The sequence below is a fragment of the Anaerobacillus arseniciselenatis genome (assembly GCF_001865995.1).
Lineage (GTDB): Bacteria > Bacillota > Bacilli > Bacillales > Anaerobacillaceae > Anaerobacillus > Anaerobacillus arseniciselenatis.
In genome coordinates, this window is sequence record NZ_MLQQ01000010.1 from 151,096 (window position 1) to 172,746 (window position 21,651).

Here is a 21,651-nt window from a genome sequence, read left to right on the forward strand (position 1 = left end):
TGCATACTACTGATACTTTGCTCACAGATTTAAATTTAAACTATATAGCCATCATACGTTAACAACACTAACATAGTGTTAATTAACTTTTCAAGAAAGCGTTTCCGATTTTAATAGACTATTTTCGCCAAACTTTTGGTGGTTTACTTTTAGGTGTATGGCCGCATTTAATAATTATTTTTAGACAGACGACCAAAAAGCCTGACCCCCACTGCCGGCAAGCACTGAAGATCAGACCTTATTAATGAATTTCATAATTCAATTTATTGGCCATTAAGATCTATATGTAGTGCGTTAAACCGCTCGCAACTACATATAGCTTCATATGGCTCAAATAAGGTAATTATGAAATTCACTCCTTATAAATAAATTTATTAAATTCCTTTATATGCTTTTCGATAAATATCTGCAAGTTCTGTTACGAGTGGGAGCTTAGGGTTTGCTGTCGTACATTGGTCTTCAAAAGCACGCTCTGAAAGTTGTTCAACTTTCGTGTCAAATTCTTTTTTGTTCACACCGCAAGCTTCGATACTCATCGGAATATCTAACTCTTTCGCTAATTTCACGATCGCTTGAACTAAGCTTTCTACTCCTTCTTCGGTCGTACTCGCTGGAAGCCCGAGCATTCTTGCGATCTCAGCATAGCGCTCATTAGCTATAAAGTGCTCATACTTCGGAAAAGCCGTAAACTTTTTCGGCTTTGTCGCATTGTAACGAATGACATGGGGCATTAAAATCGTATTTGCACGCCCGTGTGGAATGTGGAATTCCGCGCCTAACTTATGTGCTAAACTATGATTTATACCTAAGAATGCATTCGCAAACGCCATGCCCGCAATCGTTGAAGCGTTATGCATCTTTTCACGTGCAACTTCATCATTACCGTTACGGTACGCCGTTGGTAAATGCTTAAATACTAGTTGGATTGCTTTCATTGCTAATCCATCAGTATAATCATTTGCCATGATTGACACGTACGCCTCGACCGCGTGAGTTAATACATCCATACCGGTGTCAGCTGTAACATGTTTCGGTACTGTCATGACAAACTGTGGATCAATGATCGCTACATCCGGAGTTAACTCATAATCAGCTAGCGGATATTTTACATTATTTTCTTTATCAGTAATTACTGAAAACGACGTGACTTCTGAACCTGTTCCTGAAGTTGTCGGTATCGCTACAAACTGAGCCTTACCTCCAAGGTTCGGATATTTAAATACACGTTTACGAATGTCTAAAAACTTTTGTTTTAAGCCGTTAAAATCCGTTTCAGGGTGCTCATAAAATAACCACATCCCTTTTGCTGCATCCATTGCTGAACCGCCACCTAAGGCAATAACGACATCAGGTTGGAAGTTGTGCATCATTTCTGCACCCCTCATCACCGTTTCAATCGATGGGTCTGGTTCTACATCTGAGAAAATTTCACAATGAACATAATCCGCTCTTTTTCTCAAGTAATACAATACTTTGTCTACATATCCTAACTTCACCATGCCCGGATCAGTGACAATGATTGCCTTTGATATATTCGGCATTTTTGATAAATATTGTGTTGAATGTTTTTCAAAATAAATTTTTGGTGGTACTTTAAACCATTGCATATTCGTATTCCTTCTCGCTAAGCGTTTTATATTTAATAAGTGAACAGCACTTACGTTGGAGGAAACTGAGTTACGACCGTAAGAACCACAACCTAATGTTAATGATGGTAAGAATGCATTATAAATGTCGCCAATCGCTCCTTGGCTAGATGGTGCGTTTACGATTAAACGTCCTGCTTTCATACGAGTTCCAAATTCAGTAATAACTGCATCATCATTTGAATGGATTACCGCTGAGTGACCAAGACCACCGAACTCTAACATTTGTTCAGCACGAGTTAAGCCTTCTTCTGTCGATTTCACTTTATAAAAAGCTAATACCGGACTTAATTTCTCTCTTGAAAGTGGGAACCCTGGTCCTACACCTGTAAGTTCGGCAATTAAAATTTTTGTATCTTCAGGTACTTTTACCCCTGCTAGTTTCGCAATCTCATATGGAGCTTTCCCTACGATATCTGGATTAACTGCACAAGTTTGTTCATTTATGACAAGCTTTTCGACTTTCGCCTTTTCTGCTTCGTTTAAGAAATAGCAACTGTTTGCCTTCATTTCCGACTTCACATCTTCATAAATTTCTTGATCAACGATTGCGGCTTGTTCTGATGCACAAATCATGCCGTTATCAAATGTTTTCGATAAAATTATGTCATTCACAGAACGCTTAACACTCGCTGTTTTTTCAATATAACAAGGAACATTTCCAGGGCCAACACCTAAGGCCGGCTTTCCAGTACTGTATGCACTTTTCACCATACCTGCTCCACCAGTAGCAAGTACGAGGGCAACGCCTGAATGGTTCATTAGTCGTTGGGTTGCTTCAATCGATGGCGCATCAACCCACTGAATACAATTTTCCGGTGCGCCTGCTTTAATCGCCGCATCACGAAGGACTCGAGCTGCTTCACTACTACATTTTTGAGCCGATGGATGAAAAGCGAAAATAATTGGGTTTCTCGTTTTTACGGCAATCATCGCTTTAAACATCGTCGTAGATGTCGGATTTGTTACCGGCGTTACACCTGCGACGACACCGACTGGTTCAGCTATTTGTACAATTCCTTCGTGTTCATTATCATCAATAACACCAACCGTTTTATCGTACTTAATGTTGTGATAAACATACTCTGTAGCAAAGATATTTTTAATAATTTTATCTTCGTAAACACCTCGTCCAGTTTCTTCGACCGCTAATTTGGCAAGCGGCATATGTTGATCAAGTCCTGCTAACGCCATTTCTTTAACAATTTGATCTATCATTTCCTGGTCAAAACTTAGAAACTCTTTTAACGCTTTTTGACCATTGTCTACTAACGTGTTGATCATTTGTTGTACATCTTCTTGTTTTTTCACTTCTTTTTCTACAACTTTCATATATATATCCTCCTTGTTATAACAACAACCACCCGATTGTGAAGTGTTGAGCATAATCTATTAAAAAAATTGAACTGCTTATATATTGCATGAAGTTGATATCACTATATTTTTTCAACTCCAACTCAAGTCATATTGTGAAGCAGTGAGCATAATCTATTAAAAAATTTTATTCACAAACTGGATTTCTATGAATTTTCGTAATTGAAATATCACTATACATCTTTGAATTTTGCTTTATAATACAAACAAAATTAACAGTCCAAATATAAGAAGGTATCGCCTTTCCTTCTTCAAACATCATCGCATCGAACTCATCTCCTACAAGCTCTTCAAACATTTTTTGCGTATAAATTTCAGTGTCAGTAGAGAAGTCTTTCCATTGGCATAAGATCATTTAGATCAACTCCTTTTATTTTCTTGACTTTATTGTAGCACAGAAAAGTTTGTGAAATAGTGAACAAACTTTGTCTGTTTATGAACCGTTTTCATTCTGAAATTTTAACGATTAAAATGTGCGCGTAACCCTTCACCTATTAAGTAAAACCCAATGACTGTATAGGTTATCGCTAGTGCTGGAAAAAGCGGTATCCACGTCGCACTTCTGATAGAGGTTCTTGTTTCTCCTAATAGCGTTGCCCAATTATAGCTCGTATTTTGAATTTCTCCAAAACCAGCACCTAGTTGAATCCACGTTTGAGTAATGAAAATACTAAATACCCCAAGTTGACCGATTAAAATTAACACTTTTCCTAAATCAGAGAAAAAGTTAACCGCAATAGAAGGTAATAGTGTCGGTAAATAATACCTGTAAGCTAATTGGTTCGGTGTGTTACCGATCGTAATCCCAGCCTCTACATATAATGAATTAGCTACCCCCCTACCTTCTTGTTGTAAAATATAACTTACTCTACCTACTTCAATAAATGCAAGAATGATGATTACAGCCATCAAACGGTGATCAGAAAAAACAAAAAACGGAATATTCATTAATAAAATGGCTGAAAAAATTGGCGGTAGTGCTGAAAAAATTCTGTTCCAACCACTCATTATCCAGTAAAAAGGACTTTTCTCGTTAATAGCTGCTAATGCCAGTGGGACAGCTACGAGATATCTTATTAATGTAATTAATAATACAATGAAGATTGTATCTTTCGCTCCGTGAATAATCAGAGATAATAAGTCCCTTCCTTTACTATCAGTTCCAAATGGATTCTCCGATGAAGGTGGAAATGGCGCTCTATCAAAACCGTCTTCACTTATCCGTAACGTTTCTTCCGTGATTTCCCGCTCCACAAAAGGTAAATATGGACCGATCACCATGATCAATAGTAAAAACGACAACATTATTATGCCAACGATAAACGATTTGTTTTTGATCACCGTTTCTCCCTCCTTCTTGGATCTAATGAGTCAGTTGCAACTTCACTAATGATTTGGGAGATCATGATAATTAGCATAAAGCTAACGGCAATCGCAATAATTAATTCTGGTTCAAAGTTTGACCTTCGACCTACAGATACTGAATTTCTATAATCTATCGCTTGGAAAAGTCGAAAGGCGGCTCCTTGATAGCTAAGTAAATATTCAACCATAAGTAAATTTGAAATAATATAAATCGTTAAGCTAGAGCAGTGAGAAAAAATCGTACTATAACAATTTTTCAAAACGTGCTTATAAAGAACCATCTTATTAGATAACCCTTTCGCTTTTGCAACAACGATATATTGCAGCCCTTCTTGTGAAGCGACTGCACTTGAAGTAATTCGCGCCACATACATTAGCGGTAAAATCGTTACGAGAAGCGAGGGAATCAAAAATTCATACCATACTCCTTGTGCAAAAATCGGTATAAATGGGAAAAAACTAATGACTAATAAGAGGATAATTATAATTAGAAAAAAATCAGGAATTGCTTGAAACAAAAATGTAGTTCCGTTTCCTATCACATTTGACTTCTTTTGTGAATGCCGAAAATCTAAAATTCCTTTTAAAATCCCGAAAAATAAACTAATGATAAAGGCTGTAACAATTACTTTTAAACTTCTCGGTAGGAAAATTGCTAAAATCTCTTCTACTGTAAAATGGTTTCTTGTTCCTCCTAAACTTTTATTTTCTACTATATTATTAAAATAGCTACTCACACTTTCATAGTACGTTTCCCATGAAAATTGATAGTGATATTCCATCACCCCATTAACTTGAATCATTTGCGCATCCCGAGGGAATAGAATAATAAGGATTAGCATAAAAATTATTGCAGTATATATGAGTGTATATTTTCCAATTTTAATCATCACATGCATTCCAGTCACCCCCGAATAAATAACAGAATTTTTAAATTCTTCACTATTTTCCTATAAAAATAAATGGAATGCAATGATTTTATATTAATATAAAAATTTCGTATTTTTTCAAGTACCAGCATAAAATTCTTACTATGTTTCATACAAAACGAGCATGACGATTTACCGTCACCATCTAATATGGAAAAGGCGGATGATTTCCTTCTCTTCGCTGTAAACTTCTAGCGAATTTTAGAGGCTCGTTCAGGAAATCACTCGTTCTTTTTTCATACAAAACCTTCATGACGAAGCTTTGAAACTATTGTAAAAATTCTCTCATTTTAGAAAAAACTCTAAATTTACTATTCTACACAAAAGAGTTTTTAACTCAATCAAAGGATTTCTCCCATTAGTGCCGAAAACATACTTATGCTTATTGTTTGTAACAGTCAATTTCATAATGCCAATAAACTAGCCATATCCATCTAGTTGAGGACGATTTAACTTAAATAACTTAAGCATCTTAGTGTGCCAAATAATGATTATGAGATTTATTAAACTACACAAAAAAGGGGTGCCGAGCTATGAATATTCGAAAACTAAAACAAGAAGAAATAGATTTAAGTATCTCTATGTCTGAATTCGCTTTCCAATTAAAACTATCCGAGGAACAACGTCAAAAAAGAAAAGAAACGATTGACCCTAGTAACACTATCGTCGCTACAGAAAATGAAAAAATAATTTCTAAAGTCACTATTCTACCTTTTGAGACGACAATTCAAGGAAAGACATTTTCTATGGGCGGGGTTTCAGGGGTAGTGACTTGGCCTGAATACCGAAGAAATGGCTTAGTAAAAACGTTATTAAAGAGGAGTTTGGAGGAAATGAAAGATAATGGCCAAACGATTTCTTTTCTTTTTCCGTTCTCGATCTCTTTTTATCGAAAATATGGGTGGGAGATCTTTGCTGATAAAAAGCGAGTTACGTTAACAAAGGCGCAAATCCCTCGTTTTGAGACTCAAAAAGGCTCCATCGAGCGCGTTGCTCCAAACTTCGAATTATTAAACAGTATGTATCAACGTTTTGCTCTCGAATTTAACGGCATGCTACTACGTGATAAAAAATGGTGGGAAGATAGGATCTTTGCCAATCTTAAAGGGCAAATTGCGGTCTATTATGATGAACAAAACGAAGCACAAGGGTATATCGAGTATGATGTAAAAGAACGCAAAATGAAAATATCGGAACTAGTTTACTTAACAACAGCCGCCTGGAAACAACTTTGGAACTTTATTTCTAACCACGATTCTATGGCTGACACTGTTGAATATACGACATTCAGCAAGGATCCAGCACTATTTTTTATCAATGAGCCACTTGTCGATCAAAATATTGAACCTTATTTTATGGCGCGAATTGTTGACGTGAAAGAGTTCCTCTCTATGTATCCATTTGATTTGAAAGATGAAGAAACGATTGTCCTTCACATAGAAGATTCTTTTTGTAATTGGAATACAGGAACATTTTTCGTAAGTAACAACGAAGTAAAACAGTTCCCAGCATCAAAAGAAGGTGTATCTTGCAGCCATCCTCCTAAACGTGGCATTACTTGTTCGGTTCGTAGCTTAGCAGCAATGTTACTAAACTACCAAACCCCTTCAATACTATTACAGTTTGAAGAGATTACAGGAGCAAAAAAGGAAGTTACTCTACTAGAGAGGGCCATTCCAGGAAAAGATCCGGCATTTTTTGACTTTTTCTAAAGGGTTATTTCAAAAATAAAATCGAGCTGTCTCATAAACGTCTGACACTAAATAAACTTACTCAATATAGACGGATAAATCCCTTATCCGTCTATATTAGGTGCCTTACACTTTATTTTTGAATAACTCCATTTTATTTCTTTATCGAAGAATTAGCGCGCTATAATAATCCTTTTTCCAACTATATTTATGCTTTTTAAGCGAAAGGATAATCGTATTCAATTTCTTCATCAAACTCAACGTAATCTAAATAAACCATAAGTAATAAATACCTTTGTCCTGTTTGTGGGTCACTTAAAATAATATGGTCACGTCCCGCTGCTTCTATTACTCCTTCAAAAAGTTGCTGTCTATTGTCATTAACTCTACCTTCAAACGTCATATAAACTCTCGCAATTTTTCCTCGATTTAAGCGGAGGATATTTTCAATATAAGACATTTCAAGCGGTAACATTCCTTCAACAGGTACTTGTGGAAGTTGATGAAAAGGTACTCTTCTTCGTGTTGATTGATCAGAGCAACTTCTTGGAGTAGTTTGACCACTATTATTTCCATTAAAATTTGGTTGTGCGTTTGTAATCGGTTGATTAGTTAATGATTGATTTGTAATTGACTGGCTTGTCGCTGCTTTATTCGCAACAGGTTGGTTGGCAACAGATTGATTTGCAAAAGTTTGGTTCGCTCCATTTTGATAAGGTTGGTATGATTGATATGGCTGATAATACACTTTATTCGTCACTCCATTCTTTTTTTAAAAAGTTCCGTAAACGTCTGGACATTCACCGGCCAACGGTGTATAAAAACAATGCTCTTTATATCTCCCAGAATTCCATTGCCCCCACCACTGAGCTGGACAAGGACCATCTGGTCGGAAAAACCATAAAGCAAATTCCGCAGGATCATATCGATTACCTTTAATCAATTTATCAACTAAACGTAATTCATGTTCCCTTGCACGTTGATAAAAATAACCGTGTAAAACTGCTTCAAACCCTCCAGGAGATTGATACGTCATTTCAGGAATGCTATTAATATGTTCAAAGTCTAAGCAAGCCGACCGAACTCGATTCACCATGACATTCCCTGCTTTAAGCATTCCTAAATCCCCTTCACCCTCAGCTTCTGCACGGATTAATCTTGCTAACATTTTCCTATCCTTTTGATTTGCTTTAATGACTGCCATTTATTCACCCCCAAACTTCAGTTCAATTATAAAATATAGGTTGTTAACTACTTTTGTGCTAAAATTTCAGAAATTTGGGCTCAAAAAAACTAAGGCGCTCACTAGTGTAATTAGTGAGTAACCTTAGTTTTCGTATATATTTTATTTACTTTTTGCCACTACCACATGAACACATTTCATTACTTTTCACTATTTTCATCTGCTTCACCTCTCCCAAAAATAACTGGAATACTTTTTCCTATTCTTTTTCTGCGATTTTCTTCACATATTCCTTGATCTCACTGAGTTCACTTTTTGTTTTGACAAGCTCTCTAAATAGTAAAACGACTAAGACGACAAGAATGATATCTAAGGTCATTTATCTCTCTCCTTTTATACGTGGCAATTGTTCTTTTAATAGTCTTGGTAAATAATCGGCTTCGTAAACATCATTAGGTAGATTGATAGGATCATTTTCTGTTTCAAAAACGACTTCTTGAATCGTATTCACTAAAGCATACATGTAATATTCATATAAAAATTCATAGCTAAACACCTCATCAGGAATGTCAGTATCGAAACAAACTTGCGGGTCACAATAATTCAAGTAAGTTCGACAAGAAATCGGTCGCACTTCATACGCCTTACATTTGTTTGTTTTTTTATCTAATAATGGACAAGCAACTTGCTTTTGAATATACTTTCTCTTGAAATCGTGATCCGTTTGAAAATCTATGCTATTAATTTGCTCAAGATCTTCCGTTTCGTAATAGTTTTCAAGGTGTGCGATGAGCTCTTGTTTTTCTTGATCGGGCATTTCCTCGATATATTGAGAGATTAGCTTTGCTTCCATTTTCGTTACAATGATCGGAAAATAACAGCAATGACTACAACCTTCAAAACAACTCGGCTTCACCTTCACCTTCTCTTCAATCCGCTCAATCTCTTTATCTATGACTGAAAGCTTTCGTTTAAAAGCTGTACTGACAAATTTATCACGGCTAGCATCTCCATACTGCTCAAACTGATCTTCTATCGCTTGCATAAAGCGGGAATCGTCCGGAATATGCTTGTCATTAATCTCTTGGCATATTCTCTCCATATCTTTTATCGTTAAAAATTGTTTCAAAACGTCCACTCCTTAATTGTGTTGACTACTATTATTTGAGCTATAAAAAACTAACTACTAGCGAGGTCACCTCTAATAATTGACATGACCTATTACGAACTTTCTACAATCTATAGTACTATCTACTAATCGTTTCGCTATTTAAGCAAAACGTCCACCCTTAATAGTAGAACAATTAGCCGCTAAAATCTACACTTGATGACTAGTGTTTGTTTCCAGATATCCATTTTCGCAAATTCAAGATATTTTACCATTCTCAAGCTGTCATTCGCACCATCACCAACAACATCTGTTGTATTAAGGTGAAAATCAGTTAGGGGGGAAACTGCACGGGATACTCCCCCATTGTTCTGTTATCTCCCACTAATTATTATGGCAACTCTTGGTCAACTAACGTAAGCGAACACGTTTTAACAAGAGGTTAGACCGCACTCCCAAATATTAAAAGTGGAGTTCATACTGTCTAAATTTAGTACTGCCGGTATATTTTAAATTCATGGATTTTAATATTCTTGAAGCAGTATAAGGAGAAGGAAGGTGGAGGAAATTCCTCAATTTTTGGTTAGTAATCGTTTTACCTAGGAGCAAATAATAGTGTTTTAATGAAGGTATATGCGCTTCTTTGGATTCGAATAAACACTTCGGACAGTACCAACTCCCTTTTTTTCGCTCCATTGGAAGTGCAGAACAATTAGGACAATGTACACCCGTTAAAATTGCACTTTCTGGGACTTTTAATTGCTCTAATATATCAACTTTTTTAGGCTCGTGACAATTGATCAGATGGTCAGAAAAGGAATCTAAGTCATGGATGATTTTGCGCCTTGTGTTAAACGTCTGTTGTATTGAAAGAATTTTTGCGGGTAAGTTATCGGCGAGGTAAACCATCTCTAATGCTTCTTTATAATCTGAAGAAGCTTTAATAATCGTAGTTGGATTGGCAATTACCACAAGCGGAATGATTGGTAGGGATGGGAGGTTATTAATATTGAGCCACTTTTTTAATTTTCTTTGCTGATTAATGACTTGAGGTATGGGATTTTCCATGCCTTCTTCTACTCCGTTTTTTTCTCTAATTAACTGCTTAAAATTACCGTCAAAATATAATGATCCTACATAATTTTTCACTTCAATGATTAGAAGGCAGTTTGGCGTATTAATTAATATATCGATTTGAAAAAAGTTATCATTTGCGATGCGCAATCTTAAATCATGAAGTATGTGGAAATGGTTGGAGGAGAAATCTTTTAAATAATAATCAATCGATTTTTCACCAAAGTAACCTGCCTTCGCTTTACCTAATTCTTGCTCAACTCTAGGACGTTTTACATAATTTTTAGATAATCTCAATAAGGCTGCTTCTAAACTTTCAACTTTTAATGGAATTTGTATTGCTTTTTTCATCATAATTAAGTCACCACCTATTTTTTTGCTGATATTATTCTTTTTTGAGATTAAAATTTCCTGCTTATTTTTTAATTTTTTTGCGATTTTTGAATTTTTTTTGCGTTACGTATCTTCTTTCTTGCGATACTCACAGTTTTTTTGCATGCCTTATTTTAGAGGTGTGCTTTTATTGAGTTAATCGCTTTTTTCTTGCGATTTTCCACTTTTTCTTGCGTTACGCACCTTCTTTCTTGCGATTTCCACGTTTCTTTTTGCACAGCTCATTCTAGGGGTATCCATTTATTGAGTTATTCAAAATTTTCTTGCGATTTTCCACTTTCTTCTTGCGTTACGCTCCTTCTTTCTTGCGATTTCCACAGTTTTTTTGCACAGCTCATTCTAGGGGTATCCATTTATTGAGTTATTCAAAATTTTCTTGCGATTTTCCACTTTCTTCTTGCCTTACGCTCCTTCTTTCTTGCGATTTCCACAGTTTTTTTGCACGCTTTTATTAAGTAAGATCTAGAATTTAAAAGAGGGCGTCCTCAAAAGCTAAGCTTTGAGGACGCCCTCTCCAATAGAAAAACCCCGGCTAACACCGGGTTTTTCATCAACTATTCTCAATCTCCTCGACTAACAGCGAAAGTTCTTCCCAACGTTCCATCGCTGCTTCCAACTCTGCATCGACTTCTTTTTGTTTAGCAAACAATTCGTTAATGCGGCCGATATCACTTCCGGCAGCGGCTATTTCTTTTTCTAATGCTTCTTTCTTTTCTTCGAGTGCTGCAATACGATCTTCGATACCGTTCCACTCTTGTTGATCTTTATAAGAAAGCTTTTTCTTGCGTTCTTTTCGTGGTTGCTCTTGCTTCTTAGACGTTGCAGCTTCCTTCTCAATTGCTGCTTCTAATTCACGTTTCTGCTGTTCTTCTTCCATAAAATCGGAGTAACTTCCTTGGAAACGATCCACCGATCCACCACCGAACACTAACAAATGATCGACGACGCGATCTAAAAAGTAGCGGTCATGTGACACAGTAATGACGACGCCTGGAAACTGATCTAAATAATCTTCTAATATGCTTAAAGTTTGTATATCCAGATCATTCGTTGGCTCATCTAAAAATAACACGTTCGGTTCGGTCATTAATATTTTTAACAAGTATAGGCGACGTCGTTCTCCACCAGATAAACGACGAATGTACGTCCATTGCATTGCTCGTGAAAATAAAAAGCGTTCTAGCATTTGCTCGGCAGTAATTGTTTGACCGTCTGCTGTGTGGACGACTTCAGCAACTTCTTTTATAAACTCAACAACACGTAAATCGCCGTTCATTTCTTCATCGCCTTGCGTATAGTAGCCTATTTTTACAGTTTCACCTACATCAATTCCACCACTGTCCGGTTCAATGCGTCCAGCCAAAATATTCAGTAACGTTGACTTCCCGCTTCCATTAGGTCCGATAATCCCTAGCCGTTCCCCGGGAACAACTAAATAACTAAAGTCCTTGATCAGCTCCTCACCATCAAAAGATTTGGATACCCCTTCTACTTCAATGACTTTGTCACCGAGACGCTTTGAGCCAATCGAAAACTCAACATCTTGTTTGATCGCCAATCCTTTTTGATTTTGTAAATCATCTACACGTTGGATACGGGCTTTTTGTTTCGTCGTTCTTGCTTTTGCTCCACGGCGAAGCCATGCCAATTCTCTTCTTAATATATTTTGCCGTTTTGCTTCATTTTGCTCAGCGATCATTTCTCTTTCTGCTTTTTTCTCTAAAAAAACCTCATAGTTACCTTCGTAAGTGTAAAGCTCGCCACCGTCTAGTTCGAAAATTTGATTCGTTACTCGATTTAAAAAGTAGCGATCATGGGTAACTAACAGTAAGGCACCTTTATATTGCGATAAAAATCCTTCTAACCATTCAATCGTTTCATTATCTAAATGGTTTGTTGGCTCATCTAAAATAAGAAGATCGGCTTTTTGAATTAACGCTTTGGCAATAGCAACACGTTTTTTTTGCCCACCTGACAATTGAGTGACAGACTTTGAAAAATCGGTGATTCCTAAACGTGTTAATACTGTTTTCGCAACTGTATTTGCTTCCCAAGCATCTAGTTCATCCATTTTCTGTTGCTTTTGAAAAAGTCGAGTTTGTAACTTTTCACTTTCTGGATTTTTTTCTAAATCTGCTAATGCAACTTCGTATTCCCGCATTGCAACCATGATCGCAGATTCACCAAAATATATTTGCTCTAAAACTGTTAGAGATGCATCAAGTTCTGGTTGTTGCGATAAATATTCAATATGAAATTGATTGGCATGAATGATTTTACCGTTATCTTTCCCTTCAATTCCAGCAAGGATTTTTAACAGTGTCGATTTCCCGGTACCATTGACACCAATGAGACCGATTCGATCTTTTTCAGAAATCGTAAATGAAAGGTCGTCAAACAATGTTTTATCACCATATGTTTTATGTAAATTTTCAACTGAAAGTATGCTCATGAAACCATTCCCTTGTTCATTCGTATAGTTAGTAACTGAGTGAATTCATAATTACCAAAAATGAGCCACATCACTCAATATATAGTTTGCGAATAGTTTTGACGCAACTATATATTAATCTTAGTGGTGGAAATAATGGATTATGGAATTCATTATTTCCATTATAGCAAATCTCTACGGCAATAGTTGCCTTACAGCTTAAAGTTATTTTTATGAACAATTTTAACAAGAAAACTTAATTGAGTGAATTTCATAATTACCTCAATTGAGCAATATCAAACTATATGTAGTTGCGAGAGGTTTGACGCAACTACATATAGTTACTTAATGGCGATAATATTAAATTATGAAATTCACAAAATTTAGGCGAAAACAAAAAGACTTTCGTGAATACATTAAAGAAGGAGGTGATGAAAATGGAAGAAAGAGATTATCGTATGTTAGCAATGCTTATTTATTTGATTAGCTTTTTTACAGCATTTATTGGTCCTCTTCTTATTTGGTTACTTAAAAAAGATGACTCCGATTTTATTGATCATCATGGTAGGGAATACTTTAATTTTTTAATTTCAATTACGGTTTACTTTATAATTAGTGGCATATTAGTATTGCTTGTTATCGGGATCTTTTTACTTATTGCTCTAAGTATTGCCGCATTCATCTTTACAATTATTGCGGCGGTCAAAGCCTATGATGGTGAGTATTATCGGTTCCCATTTATATTTAGAATTTTATAAGACATAAACGGTAACGGCCTACTCCATAAAGGTTGTTACCGTTTTTCCACTCTCCATGCCCCATTAACTTCTACTAACCCTAGTCCGTACAGTACCATCAACTCCACTGAAACTAAATATTTAAGATTTACCGCACCTCTAAAAAAAGCAACTATTTCTCTATCAAAAGTTTGCATATTATCATGGTCAAAACAATATTTATAATTAGCGCAAGTTCGCTAGAAGGGATCGTGAAATTATGCATGTTGCAGATGGAGTCCTAAGCATTACGGTTGCAGCGACAACATCCATTGCCGCTGTTGGACTTTTAGCCTACTCACTAAAAGGAATTAAAGAAGAGGAAGTGCCAAAGATCAGTTTACTAACTGGAGCCTTCTTCGTCTCTTCACTCATCAATATTCCAATCGGACCTACTTCTGTTCATCCGTTGCTCGGCGGATTTCTCGGCTTAATTCTCGGCCGTAGGGCTCCATTAGGAATCTTTATAGGATTAATTCTTCAAGCCACGTTATTTCAGCACGGCGGCTTAAGTACTTTAGGAGCAAACACGTTATTAATGTCGATCCCGGCCTTATTTATATATTGGCTAGCTAATATATTTAAGCGCTACTCACCGTTTATTAAAGGTTTTTTTGCTGGCTTTTTAGCAATATGTGGCGGAGTATTATTATTAGCTATTCTCCTCCTTATTTCCGACCAACGTTACGGGGCAGGAACTTTCTCTGTTATTAACATCATGTTTATTGCCTATTTGCCACTAGCAATTTTAGAAGGGGTTTTAACCGGCTTTGCCGTCAAATATTTATATACTGTCCGACCAACTTTATTTGAAATCAAAAAGGAGTGAGGGGTACCGCTTGTGAAAATACGATTAAAACAAAACCTTTTATTGATCATCGTGATATTTCTTATGCAACCTGAAGAGGTTTTTGCTCACCGCATGCTCGTTGAAGTAGTCGACGACGGAGTTATCCAAGTTCGGTACGATGACGGTACCCGTTCAGGGATTGCAAAAGTCACTGCTTATGACGACCTAGGCGACCTTCTCTTTGAAGAGAACGTGAATGAAAACGGCATCGTTTACTTTGATTCGAGTATTAATATAGCTCAAATTGTCGCTGATGACGGGATGGGTCACCGAGCTACTTGGACAAATGACAGAGAGGAACCAATACCTCTTATACCAGTTTGGATGAGGACATTATTAGGCGTATCACTACTCTTGTTTATTGCCTCATTCTTCCATTACCGCAACCAAAAAAAATAAACAACGAGGTGCTAATTAAATGAAAAGGACACTGACATTTATTTTTATTGCTACATTATTTTTCACACTGTTTTTAACACCAAAAGCATTTGCTCATGAACTTTTTATCGAAGTAAAAGAAGATCGGCAAACTGGAGAATTACGGATCGATGTATTGTGGGGACATATTAGAGATTTTCTTGAGGTAGCAAACTACGAAGATTTCGAATTATTTGTACGTGACCCTGGCGGTAATGTTGAACAACTAGAACTTGAAGGCATCGGAGTTCAAGGACGAGCACATTTAATACCACAAACAGAAGGTGAATATGTTTTTTTGGCAAATCGAAAAGCGGGTACATACACTCCAGGCGATGGTATTACGAGATTAAGTGTTCAAATGGCAAAGACTGTTTACCATGTTGGCGATGGACCAGAAACAGTCAGCCAACCAGTTGATTTACTTTTAGATATTGTCCCAGAAACTAGCGTAAAAAACTTTGATATTGGGACATTTAAAGGCAATGTGTTATTAAACGGGAGCACAATCGCAGAGGCAACCGTTACTGCCTACGGGCCGAAGGATGAAATCTTAGAAGGGACTACCGATAGCGATGGCGCTTTTGAGTTTGAAATAACATCAAACGGACAATGGTTATTAAAAGCTAATATTGAAACTGAAGAAAGCGGCAATGTTGACGGAGGTGACTATGAACTCACTAGTCGGACTTCAACGTTATTAATTGATAATACAAAAGAGGCACCCGCAACAACTACATCAACAACTAACGCGAACCCATTCACTCTTATTACAATATTAGTTATTGGCTTACTTCTAGGTTCTGCGTTAACTTTTATGTTCACAAAAGGGAAAAAATAACAAATACGTTTAGAGGGTGAGACAAAAGTGTCTGACACCACGCGGACCCTACTAAATATAGACGTAAAGATTTATCATATGTCTATATTCGGTGTCTAGCGGTGTCTGACACTTTGTTTTGTCCCACCCTCGAGTACATTACTTAGTATTCGGGGGGAGTTTCATACACATACAATACTAGGATAGTTGGTGAGTTAATGCCAAAAACACAAGGTGATATTCAATCTGATTTAGTAGGGGTTTCAGCATGGGCACTTTCGTGGGAGGCGAGAGCAAAATTATTAGCGGTTATTGTCTTTATTTTTGGCGTCATAAGCCTTAATACAGCCTCTTTTGCTTTTATCGCTTTTTTTATATCTGTCATTGGTGCTCTTTGGATGGGATTATCAATTATTTTTTTACTGAAAAGGTATTTAATTATCGCACCGTTTTTACTTTTGATGACCGTTCCATTACTATTTAGTAGTGGTTTTCCAATAGAGATTGAACAAGTGTCATTTGCCTCAATTATTATTTTAAAAGCGGTCACGTGTATGACAGTGATGACGATTCTATTACACACACAAACGATCGATGATTTTATGGATAGCCTAGCACATTTGAAAGTTCCGCCGATTGTAATTACCATTCTTTTATTATCTTACCGTTACGTATTTTTATTTTTTGACGATATTCAAAAAATGCAATTGGCGGCTAGATCTCGGTTTTTCTCTGGAAAAATCACGCTGAGAAATTTGAAAATATACGGACAACTTATGGGAGGACTGCTCATTAAGTCACTAGACCGCGCAGAGAATGTGTATAAAGCAATGACCGCTCGTTGTTTTAACGGCACATTACGTGTTGGTAACGCTAAACAGCTGAACCGTTCAGATATATTTAAAACCGTAGCCTCATTTACGTTAATTTTTGCATTAATTGCAGTTGAAAGAATTTATTTTTTGTAAGGGAGCGTCTCTAGTACTTCTTAACATTTAGGCAGATGAACAAAATGGCATATAATGCAAAAAGGGGTATTTCATCGACATCCGCTGTCTTGAATACCCCTTTTGACTCAACTTAATTTAACGTTTAGCCTACCTTCTATATGAAAAACGGCACTAAAATTGGTGCAGCTATAGAAGTAAAGATCGCTGCTAAGCCCATTGCGACTCCGGCAATCGCCCCTTGCAACTCCCCTTCTGTAGCAGCTTGCGCCGTCCCTTGTCCATGGGAAATTGTTCCGAGTGCTAGCCCCCTGGAAAGCGGATGATCAATTTTCGCAACATTCATTAATGACGGTCCAATCATAGTTCCGAGAATACCCGTTGCAACGACGAACGCTGCAGTCAGCGCTGGATCACCACCGATGATATTAGAGATTTCAACAGCAACAGGTACTGTCACTGATTTCACACTTACCGAAGCTAAGATTTCATTTGATAAAGAAAATAACTTCGTCAGAAAAATCGCTGCTAAAATCGTCGACATCGTTCCGATCACGATACCAACTAAAGCTGGTCCGCTATGCTTTTTTATAATTTGACGATTTTTATAAAGAGGAACGGCTAAAGCAACCGTTGCAGGACCTAATAGAAAAGTCATGATATCTTTTGCCAGTGTGTAATCTTCAAATGTTAATCCGAATGACATTAATAAAATAATAATTAACGCCGTACTGAAAAATACTGGTGTTGTAAAAGGTGATGGGTAACGTTTCCCAACCACCTTTGATAACATGTATGCACCGATGGTCATTGCAATACTAAGCAGAGTGACGAGTACGATCATTCGTTGCACCTTCTTTCTTTTCTGCTAAAACTTGAGAAACTTTCCCAGTAATATAAATACCGAGCGCCGCACTACCAATGATGACGACTACTAAGAAAATACCATTTTGAATAAATAACGCACCAAAGTTCATCAACCCAACGGCTATAGGAATGAAAAAGAATGCTAAATGTTTAATGAGAAATGAGGACGCTTCTTCGACCCATTTCAAAGAAACAACACCAGTCATCAATAGCACAAATAAAATAACCATCCCTAAAACATTCCCTGGTATCGGTAAATGGAAAGCTTCCACTAAGAAAAATCCAAGTTCATTTAAGAACCAAAGCAAGCCTATTTGTAAAATAATGATTCCGATTTTTTTCACAACGATAACTCCCTATCTTTTTTTTCAATGAAAACTATTTTAGCATAAAAATAAAAGGCTGTCCCACAAGTTTCTGACACCACGCGCACTACTCTAAAATATAGACGTATAGATAAAATATCCGTCTATATTTAGATGTCTAACGGTGTCTGACACTTATGTTGAACAGCCTTATAAAATCAACACTAAAAATTGTGATGCAATCGCAACGAAAATTAAAGCAATTGGATAAGCCGCTGCATAAGCAATTGCTGGGTCGTCTGTATTTACTAGCGTATTACAAGCACCTAACCCCGGGGTACTTGTCATCCCTCCACAAATTGCTCCTAGAGAATGAATGATGCTGAGATGAAATAGCTTTTTAGCGATGATGAATGAAACGAACATTGGGATTAGTGTAATCAACGCACCACCAATAATTAAACCTACTCCTTCATTCACCACTACTTCCACTAAGCCACTTCCAGCAGTCGTACCAGCGCCTGCTAAAAATAGGACGAGACCGACATCTCTTATTACTCGATTGGAAGGCTGGTAAAACCTTGCTTGAATAGGTCCAACTTTTCCGAAATGGCCTATAATAATCGCAATTAATAAAGGCCCACCAGCAACACCTAAAGTCATACTTCCTAAACCTGGGATATGGATCGGGATCATCCCAATTAATATGCCTAATAAAAGAATTATACTTAACGAAAATATATGAATATTTGCTTCTTCATGCTGTCGCGTTCCAAACAATTCTTGGACACCTTTAATTCGTTCTGGACTACAGACAACCGTCAAAACGTCCCCCCGCTCAAAGCGCCAAGCTGCTGCAGGAGGAAACTCGTATCCCGCTCTTTCCAATCTCGTTACGGTAACGTTATATTTTTCCCTTAATTTAATTTCGCGAAGACTTTTACCAATCATATATGGTGAGTCGACGGTAACACGGTGCATTTTTATATTTTCACGAATATTTACATCCGTAGTTACTTCTTTACCGACGGCTTCTTTCAATTTATTTAAGTCTTCTGGATAACCGACAGCAATAATTTCATCACCAATTAATAACACCGTATCATTTCTCCCTAAAAAGTTACGATCTCCACGAATAACACGACTAATGATCGCTGAATTTTTAATTGTCCGCTGGAGTTCCTTCAACGTTTTCTTATGGGCAATATTATTTTCAACTTTAATTGTCATGTTTTTAAGCGTACTTTTGTGTTTCACAGGGCTAAGCGTTTTTTGTAAGTCTTTTTCTAAATCTACTTTTAACACTTTCGGAAAAAGCTGGACAAATAAAACAACGGCAATAACGCCAAATGGGTACGCAATTCCGTAGCCAACAGAAACGATTGGGTCGTTCGTAGCCTCAAGTGCCGCTGCTAACCCTGGCGTACTCGTTAAAGCTCCGGTCATTAAACCTAAGCTTAGTGGTGCAGATAAATTAAATATTTTGGAAACGATAATCGTTGTAATAATGGCAATAACGATGATCACTAAAGCTAAAATAGCAAAAACTAATCCACTACTTCTCATCATCCGAAAAAAACGAGGCCCCGCCTGCAGGCCTACTGCAACAATAAATAAACTTAACCCTAAGTTTTGAACGATTGCAGGAATTTGATAACCGAAATGTCCTAAAACCATTGCAAATAACAACACTCCAGAAGCTCCTAAGTTAACCCCCTTATATTCTAATTGACCTATGAAAGAGCCAACAAATAAGATGACAAATATGAGTATTAACGGATCATCTAATAATGACATCAGACCTAACCCCTCCATGTAAACATTAAATCCTGAGCTTAGCTTCAAATCGTAAAAGCTGACAGCGTTCCATGTTCAGGAAATTTATATTACTTTTATTTTTTGCTTGAGGTCTTTTATTATAACAGATTGGTTTAGTCGTTTCTGTACAGCTCCGTTCGTGAAAAGGCTTACTTTAGAAATGACAAAAAAACGCCATATTTAATGAATTTCATAATTCAATATTTTACGCCATTAAGTATCTATATGTAGTTGCGTTAAACCATTCGCACTACATATAGTTTGATATGGCTCAATTTTGGTAATTATGAAATTCACTCAATTAAGGCGTTTTCATCCAACTTTTCGTTTACTATACAATTTTTCTAAACATCAGTTTACATTTCCTTATTTTGGAGATAATTATTAGTAGTTTAATAGAAGGAGTGTTTTTTAATGGACTATTTAGATCGTTTACATAATGCCTCAAAAAAGGAAAAAATTCACGAAAAGTACATCCAAGGGAAAATCTCGACTGAGGAAATGGAGAAAAAAATAAGAGCGTTAGGAACAAAGCTAAGAGATAAAAAGCGATAATGCGGAGGCCGGAGTAGATTCAATTGAATATTAGAAGTTCACTTGGAAAAGTCGACCGTCATTTTATTTTCACACAAAACGCAAATGGCGGATATTCCGCCACCATTTAATATGGAAAAGAACAAGCAATTTCCCTCTCTTCGCTGTAAATCTACTGACCTCAATCACAACATGGAATACACCCTCGAGAATACTCCATGTGCTTTGCGACGAGGAACCGCAGGAGCACCTTCTATCGAATCTCAGAGGCTCGTCACGAAATCATTCGCCTTTTTTCATACAAAATCATCATGATGGCTTACCTGCCACCACCATCCAACATCAAAAGTCGGACGAGGGTCCTAACCAACTAGCCACTAACCAACAAACCAACTAACAAACCAACTATTCATTTTAATTATGATAAAATTCAGATGCGCTAATGTTATAAATAGCGAAAAGTTCCAGCTCTGATTCCACCATTTTTTCTAATTGCTCATTTGCTTCATCTGTGTAACATTGACCACATTCTTCATAAAGAATTCGAAATTGTTGTGCATGATAGGCTAAGCCTCTCAAATGGTATAAAATGGCTCTTTCGTTATCTGTTAACGGATCATCAGCTGTTGCTTCAGCACTATAACCATCGATAAAGGCATTATATTTTTCATATTGCTCTTCCTCCATTGGTTCATAAGGGGAAGATTCAACTAAAATTTCGGTCATATATTCATAACTTGTGTCCCAAATATCATCACGAACATCTGTCGGTAACTCTTGGGGGCTCCGTAAAAAGAAAAAGAAGATAAAACCAAAGATTGCTAAACCTGTAATAATGTATTTCTTTCTATTCATCGTTTCTTTCGTCTCCTTATTATTATCTAATAGCTTAACAATACCATTAGAAAAAAACGGCTTCAAGTCAAGCCGCCTCTTTTGAGAAAGATATATTCGTAAACATTGTCGGTTTGTGCGTTTTTTGAATAGGCCTCCCAAAAATAGCACGCTCACTCCTTCTCTTTACATTATAGAAATAACAAGTTACCTTTATATAGAACTTATTTTTTTGAAAATGACAAATGATATAAGAGGATGTTCAAAAAATCCGGTAATCATAGCTTAC

General features: G+C 36.7%; 20 protein-coding genes. 7 read left to right on the forward strand and 13 right to left on the reverse strand.

What is annotated here, in order from left to right; all coding sequences use genetic code 11:
* Nucleotides 1-374 precede the first annotated feature (374 nt).
* The 4 genes from adhE to BKP35_RS07980 all read right to left on the reverse strand — a co-directional run bounded on the left by adhE (nt 375) and on the right by BKP35_RS07980 (nt 5,188).
* Nucleotides 375-2,978, reverse strand: coding sequence for a bifunctional acetaldehyde-CoA/alcohol dehydrogenase (adhE, locus tag BKP35_RS07965; protein ID WP_071312821.1), 2,604 nt, complete (start codon nt 2,976-2,978; stop codon nt 375-377).
* 169 nt (nt 2,979-3,147) lie between these two features.
* Nucleotides 3,148-3,375 carry a hypothetical protein gene (locus BKP35_RS07970; protein WP_071312822.1) on the reverse strand — a complete coding sequence of 76 codons (228 nt, stop codon included), beginning with the start codon at nt 3,373-3,375 and terminating at the stop codon, nt 3,148-3,150.
* A 104-nt stretch (nt 3,376-3,479) separates the two neighbouring features.
* Entirely contained in the window at nt 3,480-4,361 is an 882-nt protein-coding gene (locus tag BKP35_RS07975; RefSeq protein WP_084031519.1) for an ABC transporter permease, read from the reverse strand.
* Nucleotides 4,358-5,188 carry an ABC transporter permease subunit gene (locus BKP35_RS07980; protein WP_169819168.1) on the reverse strand — a complete coding sequence of 277 codons (831 nt, stop codon included), beginning with the start codon at nt 5,186-5,188 and terminating at the stop codon, nt 4,358-4,360. The genes BKP35_RS07975 and BKP35_RS07980 overlap by 4 nt, the downstream gene beginning before the upstream one ends.
* A gap of 659 nt (nt 5,189-5,847) precedes the next feature.
* Between BKP35_RS07980 and BKP35_RS07985 the strand changes: the two genes are divergently transcribed.
* Complete coding sequence (locus BKP35_RS07985) at nt 5,848-7,026, forward strand: GNAT family N-acetyltransferase (protein WP_071312824.1); 1,179 nt, start codon at nt 5,848-5,850, stop codon at nt 7,024-7,026.
* A 196-nt stretch (nt 7,027-7,222) separates the two neighbouring features.
* Here BKP35_RS07985 and gerQ read toward each other — a convergent pair whose 3' ends face one another.
* The 5 genes from gerQ to BKP35_RS08010 all read right to left on the reverse strand — a co-directional run bounded on the left by gerQ (nt 7,223) and on the right by BKP35_RS08010 (nt 13,215).
* Nucleotides 7,223-7,753: a spore coat protein GerQ gene (gene gerQ, locus BKP35_RS19945; RefSeq protein WP_245741908.1), complete on the reverse strand. Its 531-nt coding sequence runs from the start codon at nt 7,751-7,753 to the stop codon at nt 7,223-7,225.
* Between the two features lie 24 nt (nt 7,754-7,777).
* Nucleotides 7,778-8,209: a cell wall hydrolase gene (locus BKP35_RS07995; RefSeq protein ID WP_071312825.1), complete on the reverse strand. Its 432-nt coding sequence runs from the start codon at nt 8,207-8,209 to the stop codon at nt 7,778-7,780.
* A gap of 358 nt (nt 8,210-8,567) precedes the next feature.
* Nucleotides 8,568-9,317, reverse strand: coding sequence for a YkgJ family cysteine cluster protein (locus BKP35_RS08000; RefSeq protein ID WP_084031520.1), 750 nt, complete (start codon nt 9,315-9,317; stop codon nt 8,568-8,570).
* Between the two features lie 441 nt (nt 9,318-9,758).
* The gene (locus tag BKP35_RS08005; protein WP_071312826.1) at nt 9,759-10,724 is read right to left on the reverse strand and encodes an NERD domain-containing protein; all 966 of its coding nucleotides are present in this window, start codon (nt 10,722-10,724) and stop codon (nt 9,759-9,761) included.
* A 589-nt stretch (nt 10,725-11,313) separates the two neighbouring features.
* Nucleotides 11,314-13,215 carry an ABC-F family ATP-binding cassette domain-containing protein gene (locus tag BKP35_RS08010; RefSeq protein WP_071312827.1) on the reverse strand — a complete coding sequence of 634 codons (1,902 nt, stop codon included), beginning with the start codon at nt 13,213-13,215 and terminating at the stop codon, nt 11,314-11,316.
* A gap of 416 nt (nt 13,216-13,631) precedes the next feature.
* On the opposite strand from BKP35_RS08010, the gene BKP35_RS08015 reads away from it, so the two are divergent.
* From BKP35_RS08015 to cbiQ, 5 genes are all read left to right on the forward strand, one after another.
* Nucleotides 13,632-13,952, forward strand: coding sequence for a DUF4870 domain-containing protein (locus tag BKP35_RS08015; protein ID WP_084031521.1), 321 nt, complete (start codon nt 13,632-13,634; stop codon nt 13,950-13,952).
* A gap of 238 nt (nt 13,953-14,190) precedes the next feature.
* Nucleotides 14,191-14,799 carry a CbiM family transporter gene (locus tag BKP35_RS08020; protein WP_071312829.1) on the forward strand — a complete coding sequence of 203 codons (609 nt, stop codon included), beginning with the start codon at nt 14,191-14,193 and terminating at the stop codon, nt 14,797-14,799.
* 12 nt (nt 14,800-14,811) lie between these two features.
* On the forward strand, nt 14,812-15,219 hold the full coding sequence (locus tag BKP35_RS08025) for a hypothetical protein (protein ID WP_071312830.1): 408 nt from the start codon (nt 14,812-14,814) through the stop codon (nt 15,217-15,219).
* 19 nt (nt 15,220-15,238) lie between these two features.
* Nucleotides 15,239-16,078 carry a DUF4198 domain-containing protein gene (locus BKP35_RS08030; RefSeq protein ID WP_071312831.1) on the forward strand — a complete coding sequence of 280 codons (840 nt, stop codon included), beginning with the start codon at nt 15,239-15,241 and terminating at the stop codon, nt 16,076-16,078.
* Nucleotides 16,079-16,275: 197 nt separating this feature from the next.
* Nucleotides 16,276-17,025, forward strand: coding sequence for a cobalt ECF transporter T component CbiQ (gene cbiQ, locus BKP35_RS08035; protein WP_071312832.1), 750 nt, complete (start codon nt 16,276-16,278; stop codon nt 17,023-17,025).
* 136 nt (nt 17,026-17,161) lie between these two features.
* Here cbiQ and BKP35_RS08040 read toward each other — a convergent pair whose 3' ends face one another.
* The 3 genes from BKP35_RS08040 to BKP35_RS08050 form a co-directional block, all read right to left on the reverse strand.
* Entirely contained in the window at nt 17,162-17,848 is a 687-nt protein-coding gene (locus tag BKP35_RS08040; protein WP_071312833.1) for an LrgB family protein, read from the reverse strand.
* Nucleotides 17,823-18,215, reverse strand: coding sequence for a CidA/LrgA family protein (locus BKP35_RS08045; protein ID WP_071312834.1), 393 nt, complete (start codon nt 18,213-18,215; stop codon nt 17,823-17,825). Before BKP35_RS08045 ends, BKP35_RS08040 begins: the two co-directional genes overlap by 26 nt.
* Before the next feature lie 171 nt (nt 18,216-18,386).
* On the reverse strand, nt 18,387-19,973 hold the full coding sequence (locus BKP35_RS08050) for an aspartate:alanine exchanger family transporter (protein ID WP_071312835.1): 1,587 nt from the start codon (nt 19,971-19,973) through the stop codon (nt 18,387-18,389).
* A 435-nt stretch (nt 19,974-20,408) separates the two neighbouring features.
* Here BKP35_RS08050 and BKP35_RS19460 point away from each other — a divergent pair, with 435 nt between their 5' ends.
* Nucleotides 20,409-20,549 carry a hypothetical protein gene (locus tag BKP35_RS19460; protein ID WP_169819169.1) on the forward strand — a complete coding sequence of 47 codons (141 nt, stop codon included), beginning with the start codon at nt 20,409-20,411 and terminating at the stop codon, nt 20,547-20,549.
* Between the two features lie 393 nt (nt 20,550-20,942).
* Here the strand turns inward: BKP35_RS19460 and BKP35_RS08055 are convergent, their stop codons facing one another.
* On the reverse strand, nt 20,943-21,449 hold the full coding sequence (locus BKP35_RS08055) for a hypothetical protein (protein ID WP_071312836.1): 507 nt from the start codon (nt 21,447-21,449) through the stop codon (nt 20,943-20,945).
* Between the last annotated feature and the right edge of the window lie 202 nt (nt 21,450-21,651).